Here is a 24,897-nt window from a genome sequence, read left to right as displayed (position 1 = left end):
GAAGGAGTGGATTCCATGAGTGATCTCGTCTTTATCGCCTTTCCCGATGAGCAGAAGGCAGAAGAGGTTCGGCAGAAAGTGCTCGGCCTCCAGCGGGAATATCTGATCGAACTCGGCGACGCCGTCGTGGTCGTCAAGGATGCCGACGGTCGGATCAAGCTGAACCAGCTCGTCAATTCGACCGCGGCGGGCGCCGTCTCGGGCGCCCTGTGGGGCACTCTCATCGGCTTCATCTTCCTGATGCCGCTTGTCGGCACCGCCATCGGTGCGGCTTCCGGGGCCCTCGGCGGCAAGCTGACCGACATAGGCATCGATGACAAGTTCATGAAAGAGGCCGCCGGCATGCTGCAGCCAGGGACGGCCGGACTGTTCCTGCTGATCCGCAAGATGACAACGGACAAGGTTCTGGCAGACCTGAAGGGCATCGGCGGCACCGTCATGCGCACGTCGCTCGACGAGAAGGCGGAGGCCGCGCTGCGCGAAGCCATCGGCGGCCACGTTGTAAGCAGCGCCAAGGATACAGCCTCTTGATTTGATCTCGCGGAGGCTGCGGAGCACCGCATCGGGCTGGGAGTACGCCCGGCGATCAGTTCCGGCCGCCGGGTTCGCAGCAGCACGGCAACCAGTCGACCAGATCAACTGACCGCGGAGAACTCTGTTCTGCGAGCCGTCGGAACATCGGTGTTCGGAGGCATGGTCGCCGCTTCCGCGATCGGAGTATTTCCGATCCCGATGTTCTATGTGGTTATGGAGAAGCTGCGCGAATGAGGTCATGCCCGTCGTGTGCTCGGCCAGCCGCTCGATGTGGAGAAGCCGCAGCCCGGCGGCACCCGCGAAGCCATGGACATTCGCCCGAGCGAACAGGGGAGAGCCTATCCGGTCGTCGTTGACTGATCGCCGTCCGGTTCGCCCCGGCCGCCCCCAGGCACGGGTCCGAGCAGCGCCTTCAGGAACGCCTGGACGAGCGAACGGCCGGCGTCGGCCTTGCGATAAGCGACCTTGTGCATCGAACTGAACGCATAGGCCCTCGGCTTGATCGCACGCATCTCCCCCGCCTCCACCCAGGGCGCGGCGAAATGGCAAGGCAGGAAGCCGATGAAGTTGCCTGAGAGGATCAGCATGAGTTGCGCCTCCATATGGACGACAGACGCGCTCGCCCGCGGGTGTCCGACAAGATATAGATCGTCGAAATGCCGATAGCTGCGCACGGAAAACCGCGCGGAATCGATCGTGTTCTGATCGATCCTGGCATCGGGCAGAACAAACAGCGGATGCTGCCGGCCGCAATAGAGCTGATGGGGTTCGCCGCAATAGCTGCGATAGACGACCCCCGGCGCCTTCTGCGACAGAGGCCCGATGACGATGTCGCGGCCGCCATCGGCAACCTGCTGTTCCAGCTCTGAAGGCGTGCCGACCGTCAGGTCGATGAATACGTCGGAATCCGGTCGCATGAAGCGCTCAAGCGCATGATGGATTCCGAGCTCGCTGCTGGTGAACACACCGTCCGACGTGCCGATCCTGAGGCGACCCGAGAGGCTGCCGCTCGCCGCGCTGATCCTGTGCCCGAAATCGTCGAGATCGCGAAACAGCTTCTGCGCGGCGTCATAGGTCGCCTGTCCGACTTCCGTCAGGCGGAACTGCTTGCGCCCGCGATGGCAGAGTTGCGCCCCGATCCGCTTCTCCAGTTCCGCCAGATGCGTGCTCAGCGTCGGCTGGGACAGGTTGAGCGTGATCTGCGCGGCGGCGAAACCGCCGCAATCGGCGAGCGTCACGAAGATGCGCAGCAACCTGATGTCGATATTGTCGAGCCTTCGCATGCTCTCTCCATGGCTTCGATACATCGACATTATTCGATGCAAACTTCCAAACAAACTCATTTACATCAATGTTGAAAACCGGGAACCTGCGTCCAACGAACAAAGGGGAACGACCGTGAAATCGACACTCAGGATTGCCTTCAGCGCCGCGCTGATGCTCGGCGGTTCGCAATTCGCCTTCGGCGCCGACCAGATCCGCATCCTGGCCCCGACCTGGCTGGGATTTGCGCCAGTCCACATCGCCGGCGATCTCGGATGCTTCACCGGCAAGGATCTCGACGTCAGCATCAAGTTCGAGGACGACCTGACCAATGTCATGGCGGCCATGGCCCGCGGCGACATCGAACTGCAGATGCGCTCGGTCGGCGAGTATCAGGGCCGGCCCCGCGACGCCTCCACGCCTGGGATCATCATCGGAACGATCGACGAGTCGGTAGGCGGAGACGGCGTCATCACCGACGACAGGATCAAGTCGGTCGCCGACCTCAAGGGCAAGGTGGTGGCGGCTGAACCGAATATTCCCTCGCGGCTCTTGCTTCAGATGGAATTGAAGCAGGCGGGCCTGACATTGGATGATCTACAGATCAAGGACATCGCGACCGCCGATACGGGGGCTGTCTTCGTCGACGATTCGATCGCGGCCATCGCCACCTACGAACCATTCATGTCGCAGGCGTTGAAGGCGTCCGGTCGCCCCGGCGCTCGCATGCTGGTGTCGTCGAAGGATCATCGCGGTCTGATCATCGATGCAATCATAGCCCGCAACGACGACTTCCAGGCCAATCCCGACAAATATGCCCGCTTCCTGGGCTGCATCTACGAGGCGGTCGATTTCATAAGGGCAGAACCCGAGAAGTTCGCCGAGATGGCGTCGAAACATTTCGGCCTTTCTCCGACCGAGGTCTCGGAGATCGTGACAAGCAGCCTGTCCTACACCACACTTTCGGAATCGCTCGCCTATATGGGCAAGGCAGGCGAAAAGGGCACCCTCCACACGATCTTCGACACGGTCATGGACCTCAACCTCGCCAATGGCGCGGCCGACAACAAGCTGGTCGCCGCCGACCAGATCGACAATTCGGCGATCAACGAACTCCCGCGCAAGTAGCACGCCTCCGATGGAGACCCGCCGAACCCGTTCGGCGGCCTCCAAGGCAGCCGAACCGGCAAAGAACGCCCGCAAGGACAGCATCTTGTTCAGCAATCTGTTTGTATTCCGCGGCCGTGCTTCGCCCGCCGCGGAGGTCGCCGTCAGCATCGCGGCGGCGGCCTTGATTGTCGCGGCCTGGGAGGTCGCGGCCAGGGCCGGGATCATCGCGCCGCAGTTCCTTCCGTCGCCGAGCCGCGTGCTGGCGGCGCTTTGGACCATGCTCACCGAGCAGAACCTGCTGTGGCATTCGGCGGTCTCGGCCGGCCGTGTATGGGCGGCCTTCCTGATTGCCGCTGCGATGGCGATACCCATCGGCATGCTGATGAGCAGCTACCGGATCGTCGGCGCAGCCCTCGAGCCGATCATCGACTTCATCCGCTATCTGCCGGTTCCGGCCCTGGTGCCGCTCTCCATCATATGGTTCGGCGTCGGCGAGGAGACCAAGATCTTCCTCCTGTGGCTCGGCACGTTCTTTCAGCTTGTGCTTCTGGTCGCGGACGACATGCGGCGGGTGCCGCAGGAGTTCGTCGAAGTCGCCCGCACCGTCGGCGCCAATTCGCGCCAGGTGATGACCGACGTGGCGCTGCGCTGGATGGGCCCGACGCTGATCGACAATCTGCGCATCACGCTCGGCTGGTGCTGGACCTATCTCATCATCGCCGAGATCGTCGCCGCGGATTCCGGCATCGGTTACGTCATCTGGACCGCGCGCCGTTTCGTCAAGACGCCGGAGGTCATGGCTGGTGTCGTCGTCATCGGGCTGATCGGTCTCGTCACCGACCAGCTCCTGCGCCTGCTTCACCGCCGGCTCTTCCGGTATCTGTGAGGATCATGGCATGACGGCCGGCTACGTTCAGTTTCTCGATACCGCAAAGTCATTTGGCTCCGTCGAGGTGGTGCGCAAGACCGATCTTGCGCTGGATCGCAATTCGCTCGTCGTCTTCCTTGGCCCGTCAGGCTGCGGCAAGACGACCCTGATGCGCATGGTTGGAGGTCTCGACCGGCCGAGTTCTGGCGGCATCCTGGTCGGCGGCGAAGAAGTGACCGGACCGGACCGCCGGCGCGGCATGGTCTTCCAGTCCTATTCGTCGTTCCCGTGGCTGACGGTGGCCGACAATATCGGCTTCGGCATGCGCTACCGGAAGGACATCGACGCTGCGGAAAAGGCCAGACGGACCGGCCATTATCTCGAGCTCTTCGGGCTCGTCGATTTCGCCGGCTCCTACCCCAACCGGATTTCCGGCGGCATGCGGCAGCGTGTGGCCATCGCCCGCACGCTTGCCGCGGGATCGGACGTGCTGCTGATGGACGAGCCGTTCGGAGCCCTCGACGCGCTGACGCGCGAACGCCTTCAGGCCGAGCTGCGGCAGATCCAGATCCGCGAAGCCAAGACCATCATCTTCGTCACCCATGACGTTGAGGAGGCCGTTTTCCTCGCCGACCGGATCATCCTGTTCTCGCGCCGCCCGGCGACGGTGGTTGCCGATATCGATGTCGCGGCCGAACTTGGTTCCGACCGGCCGCTGGAGATTCGCGAGACCCAGAAATTCTTCGCACTGCGCAACAAGGTCCTGCATCTGATCCGCAACGTGACCGGGGCGGCTGTATGAGCCTGTCGCTATCGGGAAAGACCGTCGTCATTACAGGGGCCAGCCGCGGCATCGGACTCGGCGTCGCAAGACGCTTCGCCGAGGCGGGTGCCCGCCTGCACCTGATCGCCGACGACGCGGCTGTGACGGATCGGGCGAACGAACTCGAAGCTTCCTGCGCGCAAGCCGACATCGCCGACCCGCAGGCGGTCGCCGCCGCGTTGCAGCCGCTGTCCCGGATCGACGTGTTGGTCAACAATGCCGGCCTCGAGCTGATGACGCCGATCACGGACCGCAGCGAGGAGGTCGAGGCGGCGTTCCGGCGCATCATCGAGATCAATGTCATCGGCACCGCGCTGATGACCGCGCGCGCTTTGCCCCGCATGCGGGCCGGAGCATCCATCATCAACACGGCATCGATCTGGGGGCGTGTCGCAGAGGCGCGGTTCGGCGCCTATGTCGCGTCCAAACACGCCATCATCGGCCTGACCAAGACCTGGGCGAAGGAACTCGGCCCACGAGGCATCCGCGTCAACGCGATCTGTCCCGGCTGGGTCCGGACAGAGGCGTCGATGCGCTCGCTTGGGCGCATGGCTGCGCGGGAGGCGGCCAGCGAGGACCAGCTTTTGGAAAGGATCGTCGCGGCGCAGGCCTTGCCGGGATTGATGGAGCCTGCCGACGTCGCCGGTTCCTACCTCTTCCTTGCCTCCGATCTTGCCGCCAACATCACCGGGCAGTCGCTCGGCATCGACAGGGGAGAAGTACCTTGGTAGCTGCGCTTTCGGGAAAACGCGCGCTGATTACGGGCGCTGCCAGCGGCATCGGCGCCGCGACCGCACGGGCCTTGCAGGCGGCCGGCGCGACCGTGCTGGGGCTCGATCTCGTGGCGTCGGAGGGACCGATCCCGATCCTTGCCTGCGATCTTTCCAGCGAAAGCGATATCGTCCACTCGGTGGCGGAAGGCACCGAACGGATGGGCGGCTGCGACATCCTCGTCAACAATGCCGGCATCCTTCAGGAGGCAACCCTCGGGGAGATCTCGCTCGACCATGTCGACCGCATGTTCGCCGTCAATGTGCGTGGCGCGATCATCGTGACGCGTGAGGTCCTGCCGCATCTCGGCGAGGGCGGCAGGATCATCAACATCACCTCGGAACTTGCCTATCTCGGCCGAGCCGGTGCGTCGGTCTATTGCGCCACCAAGGCCGCGCTTCTCGGCCTGACCCGTTCCTGGGCGCGCGAGCTCGCACCCTCGATCCTGGTCAACGCAGTGGCGCCAGGCCCCACCGATACGCCGCTCCTCGGGTTCGAGCAGCTGAACGAGAGCCAGCGCGCGCTGGAGACCACCCATCCGCTCGGCCGGATCGGCCGGCCCGAGGAAATCGCCTCCGCCGTCGTGTTCCTCGCCGGACCCGAATCCACTTTCTTCACCGGGCAATGCCTGGGCGCCAATGGCGGCGCCGCAATGGTTTGAGATGAGGTCGACATGAAGGATACCGTATTCCTGGCCGAGCTGCCCTGGCCCGAAGCCGCGAAGCGCATCGCGGCCGGCGCGCCCGTCTTCCTGCCGCTCGGCGCGACCGAGCAGCATGGCCGCCACATGGCGATGAATGTGGATGTGGTGATCCCGACCGCGATCGCCGAGAAAGTGGCCGGCCAGGTCGGCGGACTCGTCGCGCCGCCCATCGCCTATGGCAATCGATCCCAGCCGCGGACCGGGGGCGGGCCCGCCTTTTCCGGTACGATCAACATCACGGCGCATACTTTCTCGCTGCTGGTCAAGGATGTGATCTGCGACCTCTACCGCCAGAAGGTCCGGCGCATCGTCGTGCTCAACGGACACTACGAGAACATCGGGCCGGCGATCGAAGGCATCGAGCTCGCGCTCGACGCGCTCGGCCGCGATCGTGTCGGCGACCTTACGATCCTGCGCATCGATCATTGGGAGCTCGTGCGCCCCGAAACGCTGGCGAAGGTTTTTCCCGACGGCTATCCGGGGATCGAGCTCGAGCATGCGAGCGTGATCGAGACGTCGATGATGCTGGCGCTGCGGCCCGACCTCGTCGACCTCGGCAAGGCGCTCCATGACGGTCCGGCGCAATTCAGACCCTATGACCGCTATCCGCGTCCGGCCGAAGAGGTTCCGCCGTCGGGCGTGCTCTCGCTGACGGAAGGATCGTCGACCGAGAAGGGCCGCTGGCTGCTCGCGGATTGCGAGACAAGGATCGCCGAGATCGTCAAAAGCGAATTCTTCTGAGGGTGCCACGCATATGAGCTCGAACTTCTTCCAGCCGGTCGACGCGGCGATCGTCCCCCGATTCGCGGGTCACTCGACCTTCATGAGGCTGCCGGCCGTCCAGTCGGCCGCGGGCCTGGATATCGCGCTGGTCGGAATTCCGTGGGACGGCGGGACGACCAACCGGGCCGGCGCCCGCCACGGCCCGCGCGAGATCAGGAACCAGTCGAGCCTGATGCGCCGTGTCCATCATGTCTCGGGGACCGAGCCCTTCAGCATCGCCAATGTCGCCGACATCGGGGATCTCTCCGTCAATCCCATCGACCTGACCGACGCGCTGAAACGCATTGAAGAGGGCATCGCGGCGATCGTCGAAGCCGGTGCGATCCCGCTTTCGGCCGGAGGCGACCACCTTACGACCTTGCCCGTGCTTCGCGCCGTGGCCCGCAACGCGCCGATCGGCATGATCCATTTCGACGCGCATTCCGACACCAACGACCGCTATTTCGGCGACAACCCCTACACCCACGGCACGCCCTTCCGGCGCGCCGTCGAGGAAGGGTTGCTCGATCCCGAACGTGTCGTGCAGATCGGTATCCGCGGTTCGATCTATGCGCCGGACGAGCACAGCTGGGCCGTCGAGCAAGGCATCCGCATCATCTATATGGAGGAATTCGTGAGGCGCGGCGCGGAGGCCGTCATGGCCGAGGCCCGCGCAATCGTCGGCAATCGCGCGACCTATGTGACCTTCGACATCGACAGCATCGACCCGTCGATGGCCCCCGGCACCGGCACACCCGAACTCGGCGGATTCACCACCCGCGAGGCGCAGGAAATGGTCCGTCTGCTCGACGGGGTGAAGATCGTCGGTGCCGATGTGGTCGAGGTTGCGCCGCCGTTCGACCTCGCAGGCATGACCGCGTTGGCCGGCGCCACCATGATGTTCGAGCTGCTTTGCGTGATCGCCAGATCCATAGCGGCAAAGGGGTAGCGGCGCAGCCGAGCGGCTTCCGGAGCCGATTGCCCCCGTTCATCCGCCTCCGATCTGCGCCCGCCGCGCCGAACCCTCGCTCTGCCTGCCGAGCAGGACGGCACCGAAGATACCGATGCCCATCGTCACGACGATGTAGATCATCGGCGCATAGGTGCCGCCGGCCTTGTCGAGCAGGGCCAGCCAAAACGGGCACATGCCGCCGAAGACCATGGTCGCGATATTGTATCCGGTCGCGCCGCCGGTGGCGCGCGCCAGCACGGGGAAATGCTCGATCGCCAGGGTGCAGGAGGCACCGACGAGGGCGGCATAGGCGGCGGCATAGCCGAGCTGCAGCCAAAGGAACGACGTGGCACTCGGCGCGGCCATGTAGAAGGGAAAGAGAACGCTGTACATGACGGCAGTGCCGGCCATGCCTGATATGGCGAGATTGACTCGCGACACCTTGTCGGCCAGCCAGCCGAAGACGGGAATGAGCACGGCCATGACAAGCGCCACCGCCAGAACGGCGAGCATCGCATCCGACTGGGCGACGCCGTGCCGGGCAATGGCAATGCTCGGCATGTAGACGGTGTTGACGTAGTTGGGCCCGGTCACGGCGGCGAACAGACCGATCGCGGCGAGCAGTTCGACCCGGTGACGCTTGATCATGGCGGGAAGCGGCACCGAGGCGGCGGAGGCCTCTGCCTTGACAGCCCTTTCGAACTCCGGCGTCTCGGACAGGCGGGTGCGGAAGTAGAAGCCGATCGGGCCGACGATCGCCCCGGCCAGGAAAGGCATGCGCCAGCCCCAGCTTTCGAAGTCGGCGGGCGACAGGTTCCTGGAGAGCAGGAAGACGAAGACGGCCGCAGCGACGACGGCCAGAGCCTGCGAGCACATCTGAAGCGAACCGAAGAAGCCCTTCGACCCGCGCGGGGCGAACTCGATGAGCACGGCCGTCGCGCTGCCGAACTCGCCGCCGGCGGAGAAGCCCTGCAGCATGCGGCAGATCAGCAGCAGCGCCGGCGCCGCTATGCCGATTGCCGCGTAGGTGGGCAGGAAAGCGACCATCCCCGTCGCGACCGCCATCATGACGAAGATGAGCCCCAAGGCCTTCTTGCGCCCATGACGATCCGCATAGAGGCCGAAAACGATGCCGCCGATCGGGCGCGCCACGAAGGCGATGCCGAATGTCGCGAAGCCCAGCAGGATCGACGTCATCGGATCGTCCGACGGGAAGAACAGTTTCGATATGGTCCCGGCGAGCAGGGCGTAGACGATGAAGTCGAACCACTCGAGCGCGTTGCCGATCACCGATGCGGCGATCACCCTGCCGGCTTTTTTTCTTTCACCGATGCTGTCGGCCGACCAGTCGAGTGTCATCGCAGTGCTTCTTCCCAATCGCCGGGAGCGCTCGGGCCGCCGGGTCGTGCCGGCCCGAGAGCGTCTCGGCCATTTCAACCGCAGCTAAGCACGTGAAGATTGCCCGAGGCTTGGCCCTTCGCAGCGCCGAAGGGCCAACCGGCACTTTCCACCGGCCTGGTCAACCAGCCCCGATCTCTCACACAGTTGAAGCTCATCGGGTTCCGAATCAGAGAAAGTTGTTTTGCGGCAACAGCTTAACATTGATTGCGGTAACAGGGGCATAAGCCTTTGTTTTATCGCCCCGCTCACCGCACGACGAAATCGTACCGGCCGAACTTGCCGTCACCTCCGCTGGTTACGTCGAGCAGCAGCGCGTCGTTGAAAATCGTGTCCACGGCGTTGCCCGGCTCCCCGGGAAAATAAAGCTGAGTGGTGAGGATTCTGGCGCCCGGCCGCTGCACCTTGACGTGGAAATGCCGCGTCCGGCCCGGATAGAGGCCCGGCACGACGGTGTTGAACCACCACCGACCCTCGGCGTCGCTGAATTGATGGCCGCGCAGCTTGTAGCCATCATTGTCGTATTTCCCGGTTTCGTCCGCATGCCACAGTTCGACCAGCGCCTTTGCGACGCGCCGGCAGTCCTGCGTCAGCACGTAGCCGGCAATGGTGATCCTCTCGCCACCGGGAGCCTCGCTGGCGAAATCCTGCTTCTCGGGACTGTTCGGCGTGAAAAAGGGCCCTTCGGTCTGGGACGGTGTCAGATCGTCGTCATCGGCGCAGGACGGCGTCGGCACGAGTTGCGCCGGAGCAGCCGAATAGGCACGGATCGGCGCGAGCACCGGCGCGGCGGCAAGCAGGGACAGGATTTGACGGCGGGACGGCATCAGCTTCTCCGGACTGTCGCTGATTTGTCGTCGGCCCTTTTCGGCGGAAGTGAGGCGCAATCCGCTAGCGCGAGGAAGGCCCACGGATTGGCCGGCACACGCGTCGGACAATTTTCTGTTACCGGCCGCTCGGCCGCTCCGCAAGCGTAGAGCGTCTCTTGCGTGTCCAATGGACGCACGACGCTCTAAGCCCGCCTGGGCCGGCGGACCGCTCTCACCTTCCCGCTGTTTCCGCCGCCGCAGAAGAACCGGTCGCCGCCATCGGACTCCAATCCCGAGACGTTGGCGCCGGCGGGCATGTCAAGCTTTTCCAGGACCTTTCCCGTCTCCGGATCGATCCGCCTCACCTCGCTCTGGTCGCCTTCCCAAGTGGCGTGCCAGAGTTCGTCGTCGACCCAGGTGACGCCGGTGACAAAGCGGTTGGATTCGAGCGTGCGAAGGACCGCACCGGTCTCGGGATCTATCTGGTGGATCTTCCGCCCCCGATACTGGCCGACCCAGAGCGAGCCTTCCGCCCAGGCCAAGCCGGAGTCGCTGCCACCGCCCGGTGCCGGGATAGTCGAGAGAACACGACCGGTTTCAGGGTCGATCTTCTGGATGCGGTCATCGGCGATCTGGAACAGGTGGCGGCCGTCGAAAGCCGTCCCGGCATGCGCAGCGACGTCGATCGAACGCACCGTCTCCCCACTGTCGGGATCGAGTTCGTTGAGCTTATCTCCGGACGCGAACCAGACATGCCGGCCGTCGAAGGTCAGCCCGTGCACATTGTCGATGCCGGGAAAGGGCCCATATTCGCGGATGATTTCGGCTGCTGCGAGTTTCATGCTTCCCATCCTAATCTCCGGGCGGCGGGCCGGGGAGTAACAAGCTTGTCGGGAAACCGGGCACGGGCGGGGTCATCCAGCGAAGCGCCCGCCCGCGGCCGAAGGACTGGACCTTGCCGGCGGCCGCGAGTTGCTCCAGCGCCCGCTGCACCGTGCGGGGGCTCGTGCCGAGCGCGACGGCCAGGGCCGAACTCGACCAGGATTCGCCATCGGCGAGGAAAGCCAGCACATCGGCATTCTGCTCCTCGACCGGCGGCGCCAGGACAACCACTTCGCCCGCTCGGCGTGGGGCAAGCGCAAAACCCTGCTTCGTGGCATTCACGTCGACAAGCGTGCGAAGCTCGACGCGAAGCCGACCGATCTCGACCCGCAGCCGGGCGCGGTGCGACTCGTCGGCATGTCTGGCGCCGAAGGCACGCAAGAGCAGCGTGCTTCGCGACACGTCGGCCGGCCAGGCCTCGGCCAGTGCACGTGCGAGCGCGAACAGCACGGGTCGCGTCGCCAGCGAGACCGCCTGCCTGTCGTCCCGCACGACGTTCCGGCACGCGTCGATCACGAGCGCCCCCGATGCCAGAAGCGCTTCGACCTCGTCCAGCAGCAGATGGCGTTCCTCGCCCCTGACGATCGACCGCGCGGCCGGCCTGTTCAACGCCTGCGACGCGCTTTCGACCTCCGCCGTCAGAGCGGACATTCCCGCCTGCCGTGCGGCCTGTCCGGCGCGGGCAAGCGCAGTGCGCGCCGCCTTCGTCTGCAGGCGCCGGACGCCGATCCCGGCGATCGTCAGCTCATGCGCCGCCCGCAAGGCGGGTGGCAATTCCGTGGGATCGAGCCCGTCGAGCATGCGCTCGGCCTCGTCGAGGCGGCCGACCAGGAGCAGCCGCCGCGCCTCGATGTTCCTGACATGCGCGGCATTCAGCCGGTCGCCATGTGCTTCGAATGTCGCACGCGCGGCATCGAGTGCCTTCAGAGGCCAGGAAAGATCGCGCGAGACGAGCGCGATCTCGGCCTCGGCGGCGATGCAGCGCGCACGTGCAATCGTCTCCCTCGGGCCGAAGGCGCGCGCCGCGCTCTTGAGCAGGACCTTGGCGCGAACGAGATCGCCGAGCTGCGCCATGGCGATGCCCCGGAGCGCGAGCGCGGGTGCGTCGTCACGCAGGGCGACGCGTTTCAAGGCGCCGAGGGCATCTCCTGCCGCCAGTGCCTGCGCGGCGGCCGTGATCAGCGAGTCCATCGCAATGCCGTCACACTTGTCACCCTCGTCAGTCGAGCTTTGTCCCGAACCTATGTCATGGCCACCCGCGCCGGCAATGAAACGAGAGGAAACATCGCGATACCAGGCACCTGTTGCGTCGCGACGAAGCCTGCCGCTCGAGATGGATCGCAGGTTCCAACTCAAACCGCTACAAGAATTTCGGCTTCACGTGCGGCCTCGAGAAGTGCATTCCGCGCGTCGAGCGTGGATCTGTGGCCATCCAGGACCTTCAGACAGGCGTCGACAGCATCTCTGTGACGTGGCCCGCGCTCACTGGGCCATCGGGCATCGGTCAGCAGTTCCACCGCCTTTTTGGTGGAGTGGATCGGCAGGGCAGGGCCGAGCGGCTCCAACCTGACGAGAACCGGTTCCTCAAAGGGCTTTTCGTCCATGAGTCGAGATCAACTATTCGGCGGCCCACCGGAGCTTGATGGAACCCGGGATCGGCAGAAGTCCCGCACTTGGAACGTGACGGCGCCAGCTTGGTTCCAGGCGGGACCCTCACCGGAACGCCTGCAGTGCCGGCACGCTGCTCTTGTCCGAAACGAAAAGGAGCACGTCATGATGAACAAAACCCGACGTCAAGGAAACGCACGAACTCATCGCGAGCGATATGGTTGTTGGAACGAATGTCTACGACAGGGAAGGAAACCATATCGGGAACGTCGAGCGACTGATCCTCGTGGCGTTCGGAAAGAAGGTATGGGCGGTGTTGGTAGGGTCGTGATCCCTATCCATTGCCGCCCACTCCTGCCGATTGCCGGCCTGATGGCGGGGCGCAAGTCTAACGGCCAACGGCGCCATTCCTAGCGTGTGTACCGCCGTTCCCCGCTTCTCGGTTCACTCGACCGGTTCGATCTCGCTCGGACGCCAGCTCTTGTCGAAGAACGACGGGAGCGGGCTGTAGAGGCGCAGGATCGTGAACCAGCCCTTCTTTGGATCGGTTTGTATCCAGTTGCCGCGCGCGACGCCTTCTGGCTGAGAGGGGCCGAAATAGACCGTTGTGGTGCCGTCGCCGGCCGCCTCCGCTGCTGGTGACGGATAGCTCTGGCTGCCGGCACGGGGGTACTTCTGCGGAGTTTGCAGCATCGAGCGCGTCTGGTTGTCATAGAGGGTGAAAGACCAGAATGCCGCCGCCGGGACATCCTTGGGCAGGGTCACCTTGTAGGTCTTCGCACCATCGAACGGCTCGCCGTCGGCGTCCAGGAAACCCATCAGATATTGCGAACCCACGCCGGGGATGCGCATGATCATGCCCGGTGAATCGAGCGTGTAGCCGTAGTAGAAGGCCGCGCGCGAATCGAGGGTGCGGGCGCCTGTCGGCGGCAGCGGTTTGAACACGCCGCCCTCGAACAGGGGTGGCGGCGTCTCGAAGAAGGCGCCGCCTTCCCACAGCATGCTGCCCCAGTGCGAGCCCTCGTAGTAGGCCCACTCGGGGTGCTTCGTCGCAAACCGCCAGTTGAGCGCCCGACCCGTAGCCTGCCCGACCGCGGCGGCTTCGGACAGGATTTTCTTCATCCGCTCGTCCGGCTTGAACTCCTTGCCATGCACGATGCCGATCGCGGCGAGCTGGCCCGCCAGTTCCACGTCGTAGCTGGTGGCGGGCTCGTTCTGGACGTTCTCATTGATCAGTTCGAAGAAGCCGAAGTCGCTGGGCGGGATCGTGTTGAACGAGCGTCCGGTCGCTTCGATGAACTTCGTCTCGGGAATCTTCGGTTCTTCGGCAATGCGCACGCTTCCGTCGAGGGCCTGGGCGATGCTGGAGCCGAAGGCGCCGGGCTGGTACGGATAGACCTTCATGTTGCGCTTGATGTTATCGACAGCCGGCTTCGGATCGTTGTCGACTAGGTTGGCGCGCGCCGCATAGAGCGCGAAGTTGGTCTTCGCATGGGCGACGAAGTAGCCGCCCTCAGGCAGCGGGCCGTCATAGTCCGGGCCGACGATCAGGTACTTTCCGCCAAGCCCGCGATCCGGCCCCGGCGCACCGATATCGATGACCCAGGAGAACCACATGTCGTTGATCGTGCCGATGCCGCCCGACGGCTGCTCGACCACCACCGGGCCCTTCGTCAGGTCGAGTCCGGTCATGTAGTAGATCGTGTCGGCATTGGCGGTCAGGAACAACGAAGCCGAATCCATCAGCTCAGGAAATATGACCACTTCGCCGGGCTTGGCGCCGATCTCCTCGAAGCCCTTGACAAGGGCGAGTGCGGACGCGCCGCGGAAGCTGTTGTTGTAGACGTTCAGCGCGCGCGTGAAGTCCAGGGTGTCGTAGATCTTCCGCGCCGTTTCCTCGGTCGGCGCTCCGTCCCGGAAATCAAGCTTGCCCGCTCGTGTTTCAATCGTGTCTGGCGCCGAGAGCGATTTGACGGTTTCGGCGGATACTTCGGAGAAAGCTGGACCTGTCGCAAGAACGAAGGCGAGGCTGCTGACTAAGGCTAAGCGGACCATTGTTCAAATTCCCTTGATGCTCTGACCGGCCCCATGCTTGGCGGAGCCTAACCAATGGTGGTGGCGCTTTGCGCCCCTCCATTCACATGCTGTCGGCTCCCGGGGCTTGCTGCGTGCCGCCCGCTCGCCAACTCACCACTCCTCTCCGATTCCTCTTTCAGAAATCCAATTGATGCGCTGTTGCACCTCCTGTGAAGGTAAATAACTGTACTCCACTATAGCCACTGACGCGGAGTTTCCCCCAAGTACAAGAGACATTAGCAACCACGAATATACTACTACCTGGTTGGCGGAGCGGTCTGCCTATCCCACTCCGTCAGAGCCGCGCAGGGCGCTTTCGCCAAAACCCGGGCCCCAACAACACCCTGAGGGTGACCGCTGCAGCGGGAGGTATCCATCAAGGGGCACTCTTCCCACATGCCCGCCGCTGATACGCATCGGCGAAATTTCATGCCAATTTCAACCGACATTCCAGACATCCCGCCGGCAGGGCGCGATGCTCCGCTATCGAACTGCGAGAAGGAGCAAGCGATGACCATCCTTGGCATCAAGCCGTTGGAAACGAGCCATCATGGTACCGGTCACAGGCTGTTCGGATGGCTGAACGTGTTGATCGCCGGATGGGAGAGGTGGTGCAACACGCGGGCAAGCTGGATGTTTTTCGACAGCATGAGTGAATCCCAACTGGCCGATATTGGAATGAGACGTATCGCTGGTTGCGAGTCATGGCGTGACTATCACGAAATGCGCCGACCTTTTGATTTCGAGTACGGTGTTCCGTCTGACGACCTCCCACCGAAGGTGGGCCGCCGTGTTTGACGGCCATCAAAGGCGGATCGTCGCCGATGTGGAAGCCCTCCGGATTCCTGCCATTCGTTACGACGTGGTGACCGACCCGGCTGGTCTTTTCCTTTTCTGGGAGAGGGCTCGCTCGATTCCAGCGACATTGGACGGCGAGTTGCTCGCCTATGAGACACGGAGCGAAGCACAGCGTTCGGGCGACGCGTTGAATGCCGCTCGGCGCAAGGACAGCGGGCTGTCCGCTTGGTGGAAATGTGGGTGATTGTCGGGCATGATCGCCGGCGAGCCGAAGCGATAGCGCGAAGCGATCCATGTCCGTTTTCGAATTCGCAGGCCATACGCTCGACCTGAAGCAAGGCAGGCTCCGCAATGGCGCCGGCGACGTGAGGTTGCGCGCCAAATCGCTGGCCTTGCTGACCTATCTGATCAAGAACCCGGGCAGGGTGATCGGCAAACACGAGCTGATCGAAGTCGTGTGGCCGGATGTCATCGTCTCGGACGATTCACTCAGCCAGTGCCTGAAGGATATTCGCGTCGCCCTCGGTCCGCAGGCGGAGGGTTTCATCCGCACCGTGCCGCGTCGCGGCTATATCCTGGACGAGAAGCAGCTTCGCTCGATCGAGGAACAGAGACAGCCCGGGCCCCCAAGACCTCAGTCGCCGAACGACAAGCCGTCGATCGCCGTGTTGCCGTTCGAGACCGCGGGGGCCGATCAGGATTGGTTCGCGGATGGGATCGCCGAGGACATCATCACAGCGTTGGCGAAAAGCCGGAGACTCCGGGTCGTTTCGAGGAACTACAGTTTCACATTCAAGCAGCACGAGTTGCGCGGCGGCGAGATCGCGCGCGAACTCGGTGTCGGGTATCTTCTAGAGGGGAGCGTCCGCTTGTCCGGCCAACAGCTACGCGTCTCCACACGCCTGCTCGAAGGCAAGTCCGGAGAGCTTCTGTGGGCGGAACGGTTCGACCGGGAACTCGCCGACATCTTCGCAATCCAGGACGAGATTACCGAAGCGGTGGTCCGGCATCTGGAGCTGGAACTGCTGCCTGAAGAACGGCGCGCCATGCGGCAGACCCGTACCCACAGCATCGAAGCCTATCACTACGAGCTCCGCGGGCGGCAGTTGATGGTAGAATTCACCAAGCCGTATCTCCTGTTGGCGCGACGCATGTTCGCCAAAGCGGCTGAACTCGATCCTCGCTATGGGCGCGCCTATGCGGGGATGGTGATATGCGACTGCTTTCTGCTGAATCGCCATGGTCAGGATATCGCCGCCGATGCGATCCTGGATATCGCCGACAAGGCGCTCCATTTCGACACCACCCTTGCCGAGGCTCACGCGGCCAGGGGTTTCGCTCTGTTCTGCTGTGAAAGATACGAGGAAGCCGAACTGGCATACCGGACAGCTCTTTCCATCGACCCCAATTCATACGATGCCAACTTCTTCTCGGCGGAGACCATGGCGCGTTTCCTTGGGAACCGAGAGAGATTGATCTCCACATTCAAACTGACGGCACGGCTCCGGCCCGACGACTATTATTCGCCGCTGATGGTCGCGAGCTTCCTGACAAGGGACGATCCGGAACGGCCGAGATGGGCAAGGACCAGTTTCGAGCGCGCCGAACGCGCCGCGGCGCTGCATCCTGAAAGTGCCGCGCCGCTGCATCGCGGAGCCCTCGCGCTCGCCTATCTCGGTGACCACGATAAGGCACATTCCTGGCTTGCGAGAGCGCTGACGATCGATCCGGACGATTTCGTCACGCAATACAACGCCGCCTGCGTGCATTCGGTACTCGGGGACGTGGAGGAAGCGGTGCGGCGCTTGGAAGGGGCTGTCCGAGGCGTGAGCCGGAACGCGATAGAGCAGATACGTCATGACGTGGATTTCGACGCCATTCGCGATCACCCGCGCTTCCAGTTCCTCCTTCGTTCAAGAGCACCATGACGCGCTGCTTGCGCCAGGCAGCTGATCGAGTGGTGATCCCGACAGGAATCGAACCTGTGACCTACAGATTAGGAATCTGTCGCTCTATCCTACTGAGCTACGGGACCACGCGACGCCACTCATAGCGGCTTCGGGGCGGTTCGCCAACCCGTTTCGTCGCGTCGCGTCGACAGGAGAATGCGGAACGGCGAAGGGTGGTTGCGCCCACCCCTCGCGGTCTCGCCTGCTCAGGCGGCGAGCGCCGTCTCCGTCAGGCGCACCCAGTAGCTGATGCCGTGGGGGATGGCCTCGTCGTTGAAGTCGTAGCCGGGATTGTGGAGGTTGGCGGTATCGCCGTTGCCGAGGAAGATGAAGGCGCCGGGCCGGGCTTCGAGCATATAGGAGAAGTCCTCGCCGCCCATCAGCGGCTCGACCGCGCGGTCGACATTCTTCTCGCCGGCCACCGTGGTCGCCACATCGCCCGCGAAGATCGCTTCCTCCGGATTGTTGAAAGTGACGGGATAGTTGGCATCGTAACGGACGTCGATTTCCGCCGCATGCGCGGCACCTATGCCGGCGCAGATGGCATGGATGCGCTCGCGCGCCAGCGCCGCCACTTCCTTGCGCAGCGTGCGCACCGTGCCCGCGATCTCGGCCTGCGCCGGGATGACGTTGTAGGCATCGCCGGCATGGAACTTCGTCACGGTCACCACGAGCGAATCGATCGGGTCCACCGTGCGCGACACGATGGTCTGGAACACCATGACGATCTGGCTTGCCACCACCACCGGATCGACCGAGCGGTGCGGCATGGCCGCGTGGCCGCCGCGTCCCTTGACGGTGATAGTGAATTCGGCCGTGGCCGCCATGATCGGTCCCGGCCGGATGGCGAATTCGCCGACGGCAAGGCCCGGCATATTGTGCATGCCGAACACCTTGCCGATGCCGAAACGCTCCATCATGCCTTCGCGGACCATGACGCCGCCGCCGCCGCCGCCCTCCTCGGCCGGCTGGAAGATGACCGCCACCGAGCCGGCGAAATTGCGGGTCTCGGCCAGGTATTTGGCCGCCCCCAGCAGCATGGCGGTGTGGCCGTCATGGCCGCAGGCATGCATGGCGCCCGGATGCTTCGAGGCATGAGGTACACCGCTCGCTTCGGCGATCGGCAGCGCGTCCATGTCGGCCCTTAGCCCGATCGTCGCGCCGGCGCCGAGATTGCCGCGGATGATGGCGACCACGCCTGTTTTGGCCAGACCGGTGACCACCTCGTCGCAACCGAAGGCCCTCAGCTTGTCGGCGACGAATTCGGATGTCTTGAACAGGTCGAAACTCAGCTCCGGCATCTGGTGGAGCTCTCGTCGCCAGCCGGCGACTTCGTCCTGCATTTCGGCGGCGCGGTTCAGGATGGGCATGTAGAGCTGGGCCTTCGTTGCTTGGGCGGGCCGCGAAGCGTCCGCTGTTGAGATCGTGATCGGCCGGACTTTGCCATTTTGGCGTCACATAGGCTAAATAGCACCGGCACTGGTCGACCGGGCGCCGATCGGGCTTGAAACCATAGCCGATCCGCGCCGAAGCTCAAGGACCGGAATTCGCCTCAGGATTGCGGCAGGGACTGTTCGGGATACGATGGCAGGGACGCATTTTTTTCGCCGGGCGCTCACCGGCATCCTCCTCCTGGCGGCGGCGCCTGCGGCGGCGAGCCCATCGATCCTGTTCGATGCGAAATCGGGCAAGGTGCTCGCCCATGAGGATGCCTTCAAGCGCTGGCATCCCGCCTCCCTGACGAAGCTGATGACCGCCTATGTGACATTCCGCGCGCTGAAGGCGGGGGAACTGCAGCTTGATTCCCCGATCCGGATGACAAAACATGCGGCCGGCGAGCCACCGAGCAAGATGGGCTACAAGCCCGGCTCGGTGATGACGCTCGACAATGCGCTGAAGATGATGATCATCAAGTCGGCCAACGACGTCGCCATGGCCGTGGGCGAGAATGTCGGCGGGTCGCAGGAAGCGTTCGCCGCGCGCATGAACGCCGAGGCCGCCCGGCTCGGAATGACCGATTCGCATTTCGTCAATCCCAACGGCCTGCATTCGCCCGACCAGTACGCCACCGCCCGCGACCTCGGCCTGCTCGTCATGGCGATCCGCAACGAGTTTCCGGAATATGCCTCCTACTTCTCGATCGAGGGCCTGCTCGCCGGCAAGAAGAGGCTGATGAGCTACAACATGCTGGTCGGCCGCTTCGAAGGCGCAGACGGCATGAAGACCGGCTTCATCTGCGAGTCCGGCTTCAACCTGGTCGGCACGGCGACACGCGACGGCAGGACGCTTGCGGTGGTCGTGCTGGGGCAGAAGTCGGCGGTCACCAGGACCGACTACGCCGCCGGCCTGCTGGAGCGCGGCTTCGCCGCGACCGGCACGCAGAGCCAGACCCTGACGAGCCTGGCGGCCTACGGCATGCAGGATCCCGGCCCCGTCAACATGCGGCCCGAAGTGTGCGACCGGAAACAGGCCGCGGCGCAGTCCGAGGCCGCCGGTGACCACGAGGCCAAGAAGGTCAAATCGCGCTGGCTGGAGAAGATCGCCAATCCGAAGCTCGTCGCCGTCGGCCTCGGCAAGGCGACCGGACCGGTGCCGCTGGCCTGGCGCGACCGGGCCGAAGAGGTCGACGTGCCGATTCCCACGCCGCGCCCTGTCGACGGCACCCCGATCGAGACGAAGGCCGACGCGCGGGTCAAGGCCGCGGCGGGCGTGAACTAGGCCGGCCATGCGCCACGACCCGATCCCCGTCTCCGTGCTCACCGGCTTCCTGGGCGCCGGCAAGACGACGCTGCTCAACCGGCTGCTGAAAGATCCTGATATGGCCGATACGGCCGTCATCATCAATGAGTTCGGGGATGTCGCCATCGACCATCTGCTGGTCGAGCAGGCTTCCGACGGCGTCATCCAGCTTTCCGACGGCTGCCTCTGCTGCACCGTGCGCGGCGAACTGGTCGACACGCTGGCCGACCTCGTCGACCGGCTGCAGACCGGCCGGATCGCCGGACTGAAGCGCGTCGTCATCGAGACGACCGGGCTGGCCGACCCGGTTCCGGTGCTGCAGTCGATCATGGCCCATCCCGTGCTTCTGCAAGCCTATCGGCTCGACGGGGTCGTGACCCTGGTCGACGCGGTGAACGGCGCCGCCACCCTCGACGCCCATGTCGAGGCGGTGAAACAGATCGCCGTGGCCGACCGCATCGTGCTGACCAAGACGGACATGGAGCCCGGCACGGCCGAGCTGAAAGCCCGGCTGCGGGCGATCAATCCCGGCGCGCCGATCCTCGACGGCGGCGAGGCGGCGGCAAGCATGGCCTCCTTGGTCGCCTGCGGCCTCTACGATCCCGCCACCCGCACGGCCGACGTCCGGCGCTGGCTCGGCGAAGCCGAACATGCCCATCACGGCCATGATCATGACCATGATGATCACGACCACCATGGCCATTCGCATCACGGCCATGGTCGGCATGACGCGCGGGTGCGCTCACTGTCGCTTGTGCATGACGGGCCGCTGCCCTTCGCTGCGATCGAGACCTTCCTCGACCTGCTGACTTCCACCCAGGGCGACCAGTTGCTCCGGCTGAAAGGCATCGTCGAGCTTGCCGAGGATCCAGGCCGGCCGCTGGTGGTGCATGGCGTGCAGAAGATCCTGCATCCACCGGCGCGGCTGCCGGCATGGCCGGACGAGAAACGCGGGACGCGGCTCGTGCTGATCATGGTCGACCTGCCCGAAGACTATGTGAAGCGCCTCTTCGCGGCCGTGACCGGCAAGCCGGCGCCCGATACCCCCGACCATGCGGCGCTGCGTGACAACCCCCTCGCCATTGCCGGGTTCGGCGGGGTGCGGTGAGGTTGCGGGCGCTACCGTCGCAGTTCCTTTCGAGCACTTATTGAACGACGGCGACAATCCGGTCTCACAGCCTCGTTGCGAGGCCCGATCCTGCCCGTGTCGTGCAGTTATCGTCCGGTGAACGAAGCGGTTTGGAGTGCAGCTTTCATCACCACGGTGAAGCTGGACACCTCGCATCCCTCCGCGTTTCAGCGTGGCTGCCTTTCCGCTTCCGGATGGAGGGCGTGGCAACCGTTGTGCGGTTAGCCAGGCGCGATCGCACCATCGCTGGCCAGCATCCACACTGACGACAGCGACCTGCGCTTTACCGCCCTCCAGCCGGAATGAGCTTTTTTGGCCGGCGCCCGCGAGAATGATCCGCAGCCCTGCTACGCGTCGCCGCCTTGAGAAGCTTGCGAAAGCTTGGGCACTCCAGATGCGTCGGGGCCGGGCAGTCGGCGACATGGCGGAGGACGTCCCGCAGCACCCGGAGATCCACGATCTGCCGCTGCAATTCGTTGGCTTTGGCATGCAGCTGGCCACGCGGAATATCAGGTCGGCCATCCTGCCCGAACATGCCGGCGATCTCGACCAGCGAAAAGCCCGCCAGCTTCCCGAGGCCGATAAGGGACAGTTTCAAGAGAACGTCCGCATCGAATTGCCGCCGCAGACCATGTCGCCCAAGCGAGCGGATCAGTCCGATTTCCTCGTAGTAGCGCAGCGTCGACGGCGGCACGCCCGAGCGTTCCGCAACGTCCCCGATATCCAGAAAATGCATGCTTGACCTCAAGTTGACTTGAAGTCGTACGCTCTCCCGGAATGACGATTTTTGCAAGAGGTAAGTCATGGAGAGCGTTCACGAGACCACAAGCGCGAGGCCTGTCTGGGTTGACGGGCGCGCGATCGCATTGTTGATGGCGGCATCGCTGACCGTGATGGCAAATGCGACGATCAGCCCTGCGCTTCCTGGCCTCGAGCGCCTGCTCGCGGACGATCCGAATGCAGCCCTGCTGACACGCCTTCTCGTACCGGCTCCCTCGCTGAGCGTCGCCCTTTGCGCGCCGCTCGCCGGGGTCATGGCGGATCGATTCGGACGGCGTCGGCTGCTTCTTTCCGGTGTGATCCTCTTCATCATCGCCGGATGCGCCGGGCTGGTCCTCCCGAGCCTTCAGGCGATCTTCGCCAGTCGTCTCGTGCTTGGGGTTGCGGTCGCTCTGATCATGACCGCACAGACCGCACTTGTCGGCGACTACTTCACCGGCAACCACCGAAGCGCCCTCACGGGACTGCAGATTTCGGCGCGGAATTTTGGAGGCCTGGTCTTCATCTCGCTTGCCGGATGGATCGCGGCACTGTCACCGCGTTTGCCTTTCGCCATCTACGGTCTGGCAGCCGTATTTCTGCCGTTGATGTGGAGGGTCATCGTCGACCCGGCGCCCCGAAGCCCCGAAGCCCCTGACGCGAGGCAGGCGGAGATCGCCGACAGGCATCCGACCTGGGTCGCACTCCTCCTGTTGTTGGTCATTCTTCAGGCGGCCACCAACATGATCTTCTTCGTCATGCCGACCCAGATGTCATTCTACCTCGAGGCCGCAGGTTATGACGGCGCGATCATGACGGGCGCTTTCCTCGGCATCCTCATGATCGCCGGGGGCTGCTCCGCGCTGCTCTATCCTCGAATCCAGCGGGCGACCGGCTATCCCGGCATCTTCTTCCTTGCCTATGCAGCGATGGCGCTCGGCTTCTTCCTGCTGCTCCAAGCAGCGTCGACCGTGTCCTTGTTTGCAGCAGCTGCAGCGATCGGGACGGGCTACGCTCTGGCCTCGCCGAGTTTCGTTGCGCTGATGCTGGAGCTCGCACCGGCGCGATACAGAGGTCTGGGCGGAGGAGTTCTGACGGCGTCCATTTTCATGGGCCAGTTCTGTTCGCCCCTTGTCAGTTCGCCGCTCATCGCGAGTTTCGGCTATGCAGGACTGTTCCACGCAACGGCTCTGCTTGTTGCGGCGATGAGCGTTGCAGCCGGAGTTGCGGGCGGTGCCAACTGGATGCGCACGCGATCGGTCGGCAGGCCCTGACACGTGTTCCGGGCAAAGGCGCGAGCCGCAGTTCCTTCGCGAGGCGATCCTGGAAGGTGCGGGTGGCGCAATCTGCTCGGCCCCTCGCTCCAGCACGATCGTAAAGAGCTCGCGCTTACCCCCCACGTTCGATCAGAAAGCGAAGCCCGCCTTCGACGACGACCGTTTCCACCAGCCTGTGGCCGGCCTCGGTGCAGAAGGCAGGGATGTCGATCGCGGCAAGCGGATCCGTGGTTTCGAGCCAGAGACGGCTACCCGGGCGCATGGTCTTCAGCCGCTTCCTGGCCTTGAGCACCGGCAAGGGGCAGTTCAGTCCCTTGAGGTCATAGACCGCAGTACGGGAAGCCAATCTCAACTGCCGAAGATGCTGCCGATGCGCTTGCGCACGGAGCCGATGGAGCCGAGCAGGCCGGGCTTCTTCTCCTCCTGCGCAGGGGCTTCGGCGGTCTCGGTCGCGCCCTCGGCAGGCGTCGCCTCGGCGGGAGCAGCCGGCACGGTCTCGGCCGCAGCGGCCGCCGCCTCCGCGGCTTCCTTCTCGGCCTTGGCTGCAGCTATTGCGGCGGCCTTTTCCTCTTCGGCGCGTTTTTCGGCCGCGAGCTTTTCTTCCTCGGCCTTCCTCCTGGCGGCGGCCTCGGCCTCCAGGGCTGCCATGCGGCGACCGGCCGGCGAATCGATACGGCCCATGCGCGGCGTCGCCACCACGGTGCCGTCGTCCGCGAGCGACGGCGGCTCGATCGAGATGCGCTCGCCCCGCGCCCGCCGATGCGTCCAGTCCTGCACGACCTTGGCTTCCTGGATGCCCTTGATCGACGGCTTGGTCGGCGCCGCGCTGTCCGCGGCCGCGCTGGCGAATGCGGCCTCGTACTGGGTCTGGTAGGACTGGTAGGCGCTGGCCAGTGCGGGCGGCTGCGTCGAGATCGGGCAGGCCCCGGTCGGCGAGAAGGCCTTGCCGTCCGTCACCTGGTTGAAGACGTAGCGCTTCTCGCAGACATCGACCTTCGGCGGCACCTTGGTAAGCTCGAAGTGGTCGTAGCCTTCCTTCAGGTTCTTCCAGAACGCGTAGTTCGGATCGTTGCGGTAGCGCGCCATATTGGCCGCCGTCATGCGGAAGGGATAGGCCTGGATCTGGAACTCGGTCTGGCCACCGGCGAAGGATTCGCGGGCGAAAAGATAGATCTGCTCGATCTGGTCGTCTTTCATGGAATAGCAGCCCGACGAGGAGCAGCCGCCATGCACCATCAGGTTGGAGCCGGTGCGTCCATGCGCACGGTCATAGGCGTTGGGATAGCCGATGTTGAACGAAAGATGGAATTTCGAATTCGGATTCATCTGGGCCGGGCGGACGGTATAGAAGCCCTCCGGCGCCTGGCGATCCCCTTCGATGAATTTCGGCCCGAGCTTTCCCGAATATTTGCAGATGTCGTAGGTCGCTATGATGTCGTAGCGCCCGTTGCTCTTCTGCTTCCAGACTTCGAGCTTGCCCTCTTCCTTGAAGATGCGCGCCAGAACCGGCGAGTTGCGGCTCATGCCCTTGGCGCTCATTTCGGTCAGGATCTTCGACGGCAGCGACTTGCCGGCATTCGGCACGAAGTCGGACATCGAGCTTTCGTTGCAGCCGGCCAATGCCAGCGCGGCGAACAGCAAACCGGTGCGTGCGATGCGGGCCATCATCTGGTGTCGTCGTCTCTCT

25 protein-coding genes, 1 tRNA gene and 1 pseudogene are annotated in these 24,897 nt (G+C 64.2%); 15 read left to right on the top strand and 12 right to left on the bottom strand.

What is annotated here, in order from left to right; translation table 11 throughout:
* Positions 1 to 15: 15 nt before the first annotated feature.
* Together JN280_RS07990 and JN280_RS40260 are read left to right on the top strand one after the other, a co-directional pair.
* Positions 16 to 531: a DUF1269 domain-containing protein gene (locus JN280_RS07990; protein WP_202311293.1), complete on the top strand. Its 516-nt coding sequence runs from the start codon at positions 16 to 18 to the stop codon at positions 529 to 531.
* 132 nt (positions 532 to 663) lie between these two features.
* Positions 664 to 894 (top strand): annotated as a pseudogene (locus JN280_RS40260) (hypothetical protein); the annotation flags it as partial.
* Here JN280_RS40260 and JN280_RS07985 read toward each other — a convergent pair.
* Positions 873 to 1,817 carry a LysR family transcriptional regulator gene (locus JN280_RS07985; RefSeq protein WP_202311291.1) on the bottom strand — a complete coding sequence of 315 codons (945 nt, stop codon included), beginning with the start codon at positions 1,815 to 1,817 and terminating at the stop codon, positions 873 to 875. The pseudogene JN280_RS40260 and the gene JN280_RS07985 sit on opposite strands and share 22 nt — an antisense overlap.
* A 115-nt stretch (positions 1,818 to 1,932) precedes the next feature.
* On the opposite strand from JN280_RS07985, the gene JN280_RS07980 reads away from it, so the two are divergent.
* The 7 genes from JN280_RS07980 to speB are packed head-to-tail and all read left to right on the top strand — an operon-like array spanning position 1,933 to position 7,783.
* On the top strand, positions 1,933 to 2,925 hold the full coding sequence (locus JN280_RS07980) for an ABC transporter substrate-binding protein (protein WP_202311289.1): 993 nt from the start codon (positions 1,933 to 1,935) through the stop codon (positions 2,923 to 2,925).
* Positions 2,926 to 2,935: 10 nt separating this feature from the next.
* On the top strand, positions 2,936 to 3,793 hold the full coding sequence (locus JN280_RS07975; protein ID WP_202311287.1) for an ABC transporter permease: 858 nt from the start codon (positions 2,936 to 2,938) through the stop codon (positions 3,791 to 3,793).
* A gap of 10 nt (positions 3,794 to 3,803) precedes the next feature.
* The gene (locus JN280_RS07970; RefSeq protein WP_202311285.1) at positions 3,804 to 4,577 is read left to right on the top strand and encodes an ABC transporter ATP-binding protein; all 774 of its coding nucleotides are present in this window, start codon (positions 3,804 to 3,806) and stop codon (positions 4,575 to 4,577) included.
* Complete coding sequence (locus tag JN280_RS07965) at positions 4,574 to 5,329, top strand: SDR family NAD(P)-dependent oxidoreductase (protein ID WP_202311283.1); 756 nt, start codon at positions 4,574 to 4,576, stop codon at positions 5,327 to 5,329. The genes JN280_RS07970 and JN280_RS07965 overlap by 4 nt, the downstream gene beginning before the upstream one ends.
* On the top strand, positions 5,323 to 6,030 hold the full coding sequence (locus JN280_RS07960) for an SDR family NAD(P)-dependent oxidoreductase (RefSeq protein WP_202311281.1): 708 nt from the start codon (positions 5,323 to 5,325) through the stop codon (positions 6,028 to 6,030). The genes JN280_RS07965 and JN280_RS07960 overlap by 7 nt, the downstream gene beginning before the upstream one ends.
* A gap of 12 nt (positions 6,031 to 6,042) precedes the next feature.
* Positions 6,043 to 6,813, top strand: a complete 771-nt coding sequence (locus tag JN280_RS07955; RefSeq protein ID WP_202311279.1) for a creatininase — start codon at positions 6,043 to 6,045, stop codon at positions 6,811 to 6,813.
* A 13-nt stretch (positions 6,814 to 6,826) separates the two neighbouring features.
* A complete protein-coding gene (speB, locus tag JN280_RS07950) occupies positions 6,827 to 7,783 on the top strand; it encodes an agmatinase (protein WP_202311277.1) in 957 nt (318 codons plus the stop codon).
* A gap of 39 nt (positions 7,784 to 7,822) precedes the next feature.
* Here the strand turns inward: speB and JN280_RS07945 are convergent, their stop codons facing one another.
* The 6 genes from JN280_RS07945 to JN280_RS07920 form a co-directional block, all read right to left on the bottom strand.
* Positions 7,823 to 9,145 carry an MFS transporter gene (locus tag JN280_RS07945; protein WP_202311275.1) on the bottom strand — a complete coding sequence of 441 codons (1,323 nt, stop codon included), beginning with the start codon at positions 9,143 to 9,145 and terminating at the stop codon, positions 7,823 to 7,825.
* A gap of 287 nt (positions 9,146 to 9,432) precedes the next feature.
* Positions 9,433 to 10,011 carry a dioxygenase family protein gene (locus JN280_RS07940; protein WP_202311273.1) on the bottom strand — a complete coding sequence of 193 codons (579 nt, stop codon included), beginning with the start codon at positions 10,009 to 10,011 and terminating at the stop codon, positions 9,433 to 9,435.
* 185 nt (positions 10,012 to 10,196) lie between these two features.
* On the bottom strand, positions 10,197 to 10,835 hold the full coding sequence (locus JN280_RS07935) for a Vgb family protein (protein WP_202311270.1): 639 nt from the start codon (positions 10,833 to 10,835) through the stop codon (positions 10,197 to 10,199).
* A 10-nt stretch (positions 10,836 to 10,845) separates the two neighbouring features.
* Positions 10,846 to 12,066: a helix-turn-helix domain-containing protein gene (locus JN280_RS07930; protein WP_202311268.1), complete on the bottom strand. Its 1,221-nt coding sequence runs from the start codon at positions 12,064 to 12,066 to the stop codon at positions 10,846 to 10,848.
* A gap of 161 nt (positions 12,067 to 12,227) precedes the next feature.
* On the bottom strand, positions 12,228 to 12,479 hold the full coding sequence (locus JN280_RS07925) for a DUF982 domain-containing protein (RefSeq protein WP_202311266.1): 252 nt from the start codon (positions 12,477 to 12,479) through the stop codon (positions 12,228 to 12,230).
* Between the two features lie 448 nt (positions 12,480 to 12,927).
* The gene (locus JN280_RS07920; RefSeq protein WP_202311264.1) at positions 12,928 to 14,538 is read right to left on the bottom strand and encodes a DUF1254 domain-containing protein; all 1,611 of its coding nucleotides are present in this window, start codon (positions 14,536 to 14,538) and stop codon (positions 12,928 to 12,930) included.
* Between the two features lie 450 nt (positions 14,539 to 14,988).
* Between JN280_RS07920 and JN280_RS07915 the strand changes: the two genes are divergently transcribed.
* From JN280_RS07915 to JN280_RS07905, 3 genes are read left to right on the top strand one after another with little or no spacing between them, the layout of a single operon-like run.
* A complete protein-coding gene (locus tag JN280_RS07915) occupies positions 14,989 to 15,357 on the top strand; it encodes a hypothetical protein (RefSeq protein WP_202311262.1) in 369 nt (122 codons plus the stop codon).
* Entirely contained in the window at positions 15,350 to 15,601 is a 252-nt protein-coding gene (locus tag JN280_RS07910) for a hypothetical protein (protein ID WP_202311260.1), read from the top strand. Before JN280_RS07915 ends, JN280_RS07910 begins: the two co-directional genes overlap by 8 nt.
* A 49-nt stretch (positions 15,602 to 15,650) precedes the next feature.
* A complete protein-coding gene (locus JN280_RS07905; protein WP_202311258.1) occupies positions 15,651 to 17,285 on the top strand; it encodes a TPR end-of-group domain-containing protein in 1,635 nt (544 codons plus the stop codon).
* Positions 17,286 to 17,315: 30 nt separating this feature from the next.
* Here JN280_RS07905 and JN280_RS07900 read toward each other — a convergent pair.
* Both JN280_RS07900 and JN280_RS07895 read right to left on the bottom strand, forming a co-directional pair.
* Positions 17,316 to 17,392 (bottom strand) — tRNA-Arg (locus JN280_RS07900).
* 120 nt (positions 17,393 to 17,512) lie between these two features.
* Entirely contained in the window at positions 17,513 to 18,676 is a 1,164-nt protein-coding gene (locus JN280_RS07895) for a M20 aminoacylase family protein (RefSeq protein WP_202311256.1), read from the bottom strand.
* A 214-nt stretch (positions 18,677 to 18,890) separates the two neighbouring features.
* Here JN280_RS07895 and JN280_RS07890 point away from each other — a divergent pair, with 214 nt between their 5' ends.
* Together JN280_RS07890 and JN280_RS07885 are read left to right on the top strand one after the other, a co-directional pair.
* Positions 18,891 to 20,024 (top strand): D-alanyl-D-alanine carboxypeptidase family protein, encoded by a 1,134-nt coding sequence (locus JN280_RS07890; protein WP_202311254.1) that lies wholly within the window; start codon positions 18,891 to 18,893, stop codon positions 20,022 to 20,024.
* A 7-nt stretch (positions 20,025 to 20,031) separates the two neighbouring features.
* The gene (locus tag JN280_RS07885) at positions 20,032 to 21,153 is read left to right on the top strand and encodes a CobW family GTP-binding protein (RefSeq protein WP_202311252.1); all 1,122 of its coding nucleotides are present in this window, start codon (positions 20,032 to 20,034) and stop codon (positions 21,151 to 21,153) included.
* 304 nt (positions 21,154 to 21,457) lie between these two features.
* Here JN280_RS07885 and JN280_RS07880 read toward each other — a convergent pair whose 3' ends face one another.
* The gene (locus JN280_RS07880; RefSeq protein ID WP_202314612.1) at positions 21,458 to 21,910 is read right to left on the bottom strand and encodes a helix-turn-helix domain-containing protein; all 453 of its coding nucleotides are present in this window, start codon (positions 21,908 to 21,910) and stop codon (positions 21,458 to 21,460) included.
* Positions 21,911 to 21,977: 67 nt separating this feature from the next.
* On the opposite strand from JN280_RS07880, the gene JN280_RS07875 reads away from it, so the two are divergent.
* The gene (locus JN280_RS07875) at positions 21,978 to 23,207 is read left to right on the top strand and encodes an MFS transporter (RefSeq protein WP_202311250.1); all 1,230 of its coding nucleotides are present in this window, start codon (positions 21,978 to 21,980) and stop codon (positions 23,205 to 23,207) included.
* Positions 23,208 to 23,322: 115 nt separating this feature from the next.
* On the opposite strand, the gene JN280_RS07870 is transcribed toward JN280_RS07875, so the two are convergent.
* Together JN280_RS07870 and JN280_RS07865 are read right to left on the bottom strand one after the other, a co-directional pair.
* Entirely contained in the window at positions 23,323 to 23,556 is a 234-nt protein-coding gene (locus tag JN280_RS07870) for a sulfurtransferase TusA family protein (RefSeq protein ID WP_202311248.1), read from the bottom strand.
* Positions 23,557 to 23,558: 2 nt separating this feature from the next.
* Entirely contained in the window at positions 23,559 to 24,878 is a 1,320-nt protein-coding gene (locus JN280_RS07865) for a L,D-transpeptidase family protein (protein ID WP_202311246.1), read from the bottom strand.
* Between the last annotated feature and the right edge of the window lie 19 nt (positions 24,879 to 24,897).

The organism is Mesorhizobium sp. L-8-10, assembly GCF_016756635.1.
In the GTDB taxonomy this organism is placed as follows: Bacteria; Pseudomonadota; Alphaproteobacteria; order Rhizobiales; family Rhizobiaceae.
The sequence above is the reverse complement of the archived record's forward strand: the minus strand, read 5'-3'. Positions and strand labels throughout refer to the sequence as shown.

Bases quoted from the DNA above. Each gene is read 5' to 3' on its own strand.
- JN280_RS07990 (WP_202311293.1), top strand. From the start codon at position 16: ATGAGTGATCTCGTCTTTATCGCCTTTCCCGATGAGCAGAAGGCAGAA.
- JN280_RS07985 (WP_202311291.1), bottom strand. From the start codon at position 1,817: ATGCGAAGGCTCGACAATATCGACATCAGGTTGCTGCGCATCTTCGTG.
- JN280_RS07975 (WP_202311287.1), top strand. From the start codon at position 2,936: ATGGAGACCCGCCGAACCCGTTCGGCGGCCTCCAAGGCAGCCGAACCG.
- JN280_RS07970 (WP_202311285.1), top strand. From the start codon at position 3,804: ATGACGGCCGGCTACGTTCAGTTTCTCGATACCGCAAAGTCATTTGGC.
- JN280_RS07965 (WP_202311283.1), top strand. From the start codon at position 4,574: ATGAGCCTGTCGCTATCGGGAAAGACCGTCGTCATTACAGGGGCCAGC.
- JN280_RS07955 (WP_202311279.1), top strand. From the start codon at position 6,043: ATGAAGGATACCGTATTCCTGGCCGAGCTGCCCTGGCCCGAAGCCGCG.
- speB (WP_202311277.1), top strand. From the start codon at position 6,827: ATGAGCTCGAACTTCTTCCAGCCGGTCGACGCGGCGATCGTCCCCCGA.
- JN280_RS07945 (WP_202311275.1), bottom strand. From the start codon at position 9,145: ATGACACTCGACTGGTCGGCCGACAGCATCGGTGAAAGAAAAAAAGCC.
- JN280_RS07940 (WP_202311273.1), bottom strand. From the start codon at position 10,011: ATGCCGTCCCGCCGTCAAATCCTGTCCCTGCTTGCCGCCGCGCCGGTG.
- JN280_RS07935 (WP_202311270.1), bottom strand. From the start codon at position 10,835: ATGAAACTCGCAGCAGCCGAAATCATCCGCGAATATGGGCCCTTTCCC.
- JN280_RS07930 (WP_202311268.1), bottom strand. From the start codon at position 12,066: ATGGACTCGCTGATCACGGCCGCCGCGCAGGCACTGGCGGCAGGAGAT.
- JN280_RS07925 (WP_202311266.1), bottom strand. From the start codon at position 12,479: ATGGACGAAAAGCCCTTTGAGGAACCGGTTCTCGTCAGGTTGGAGCCG.
- JN280_RS07920 (WP_202311264.1), bottom strand. From the start codon at position 14,538: ATGGTCCGCTTAGCCTTAGTCAGCAGCCTCGCCTTCGTTCTTGCGACA.
- JN280_RS07915 (WP_202311262.1), top strand. From the start codon at position 14,989: ATGCCAATTTCAACCGACATTCCAGACATCCCGCCGGCAGGGCGCGAT.
- JN280_RS07905 (WP_202311258.1), top strand. From the start codon at position 15,651: ATGTCCGTTTTCGAATTCGCAGGCCATACGCTCGACCTGAAGCAAGGC.
- JN280_RS07895 (WP_202311256.1), bottom strand. From the start codon at position 18,676: ATGCCCATCCTGAACCGCGCCGCCGAAATGCAGGACGAAGTCGCCGGC.
- JN280_RS07890 (WP_202311254.1), top strand. From the start codon at position 18,891: ATGGCAGGGACGCATTTTTTTCGCCGGGCGCTCACCGGCATCCTCCTC.
- JN280_RS07885 (WP_202311252.1), top strand. From the start codon at position 20,032: ATGCGCCACGACCCGATCCCCGTCTCCGTGCTCACCGGCTTCCTGGGC.
- JN280_RS07880 (WP_202314612.1), bottom strand. From the start codon at position 21,910: ATGCATTTTCTGGATATCGGGGACGTTGCGGAACGCTCGGGCGTGCCG.
- JN280_RS07875 (WP_202311250.1), top strand. From the start codon at position 21,978: ATGGAGAGCGTTCACGAGACCACAAGCGCGAGGCCTGTCTGGGTTGAC.
- JN280_RS07865 (WP_202311246.1), bottom strand. From the start codon at position 24,878: ATGATGGCCCGCATCGCACGCACCGGTTTGCTGTTCGCCGCGCTGGCA.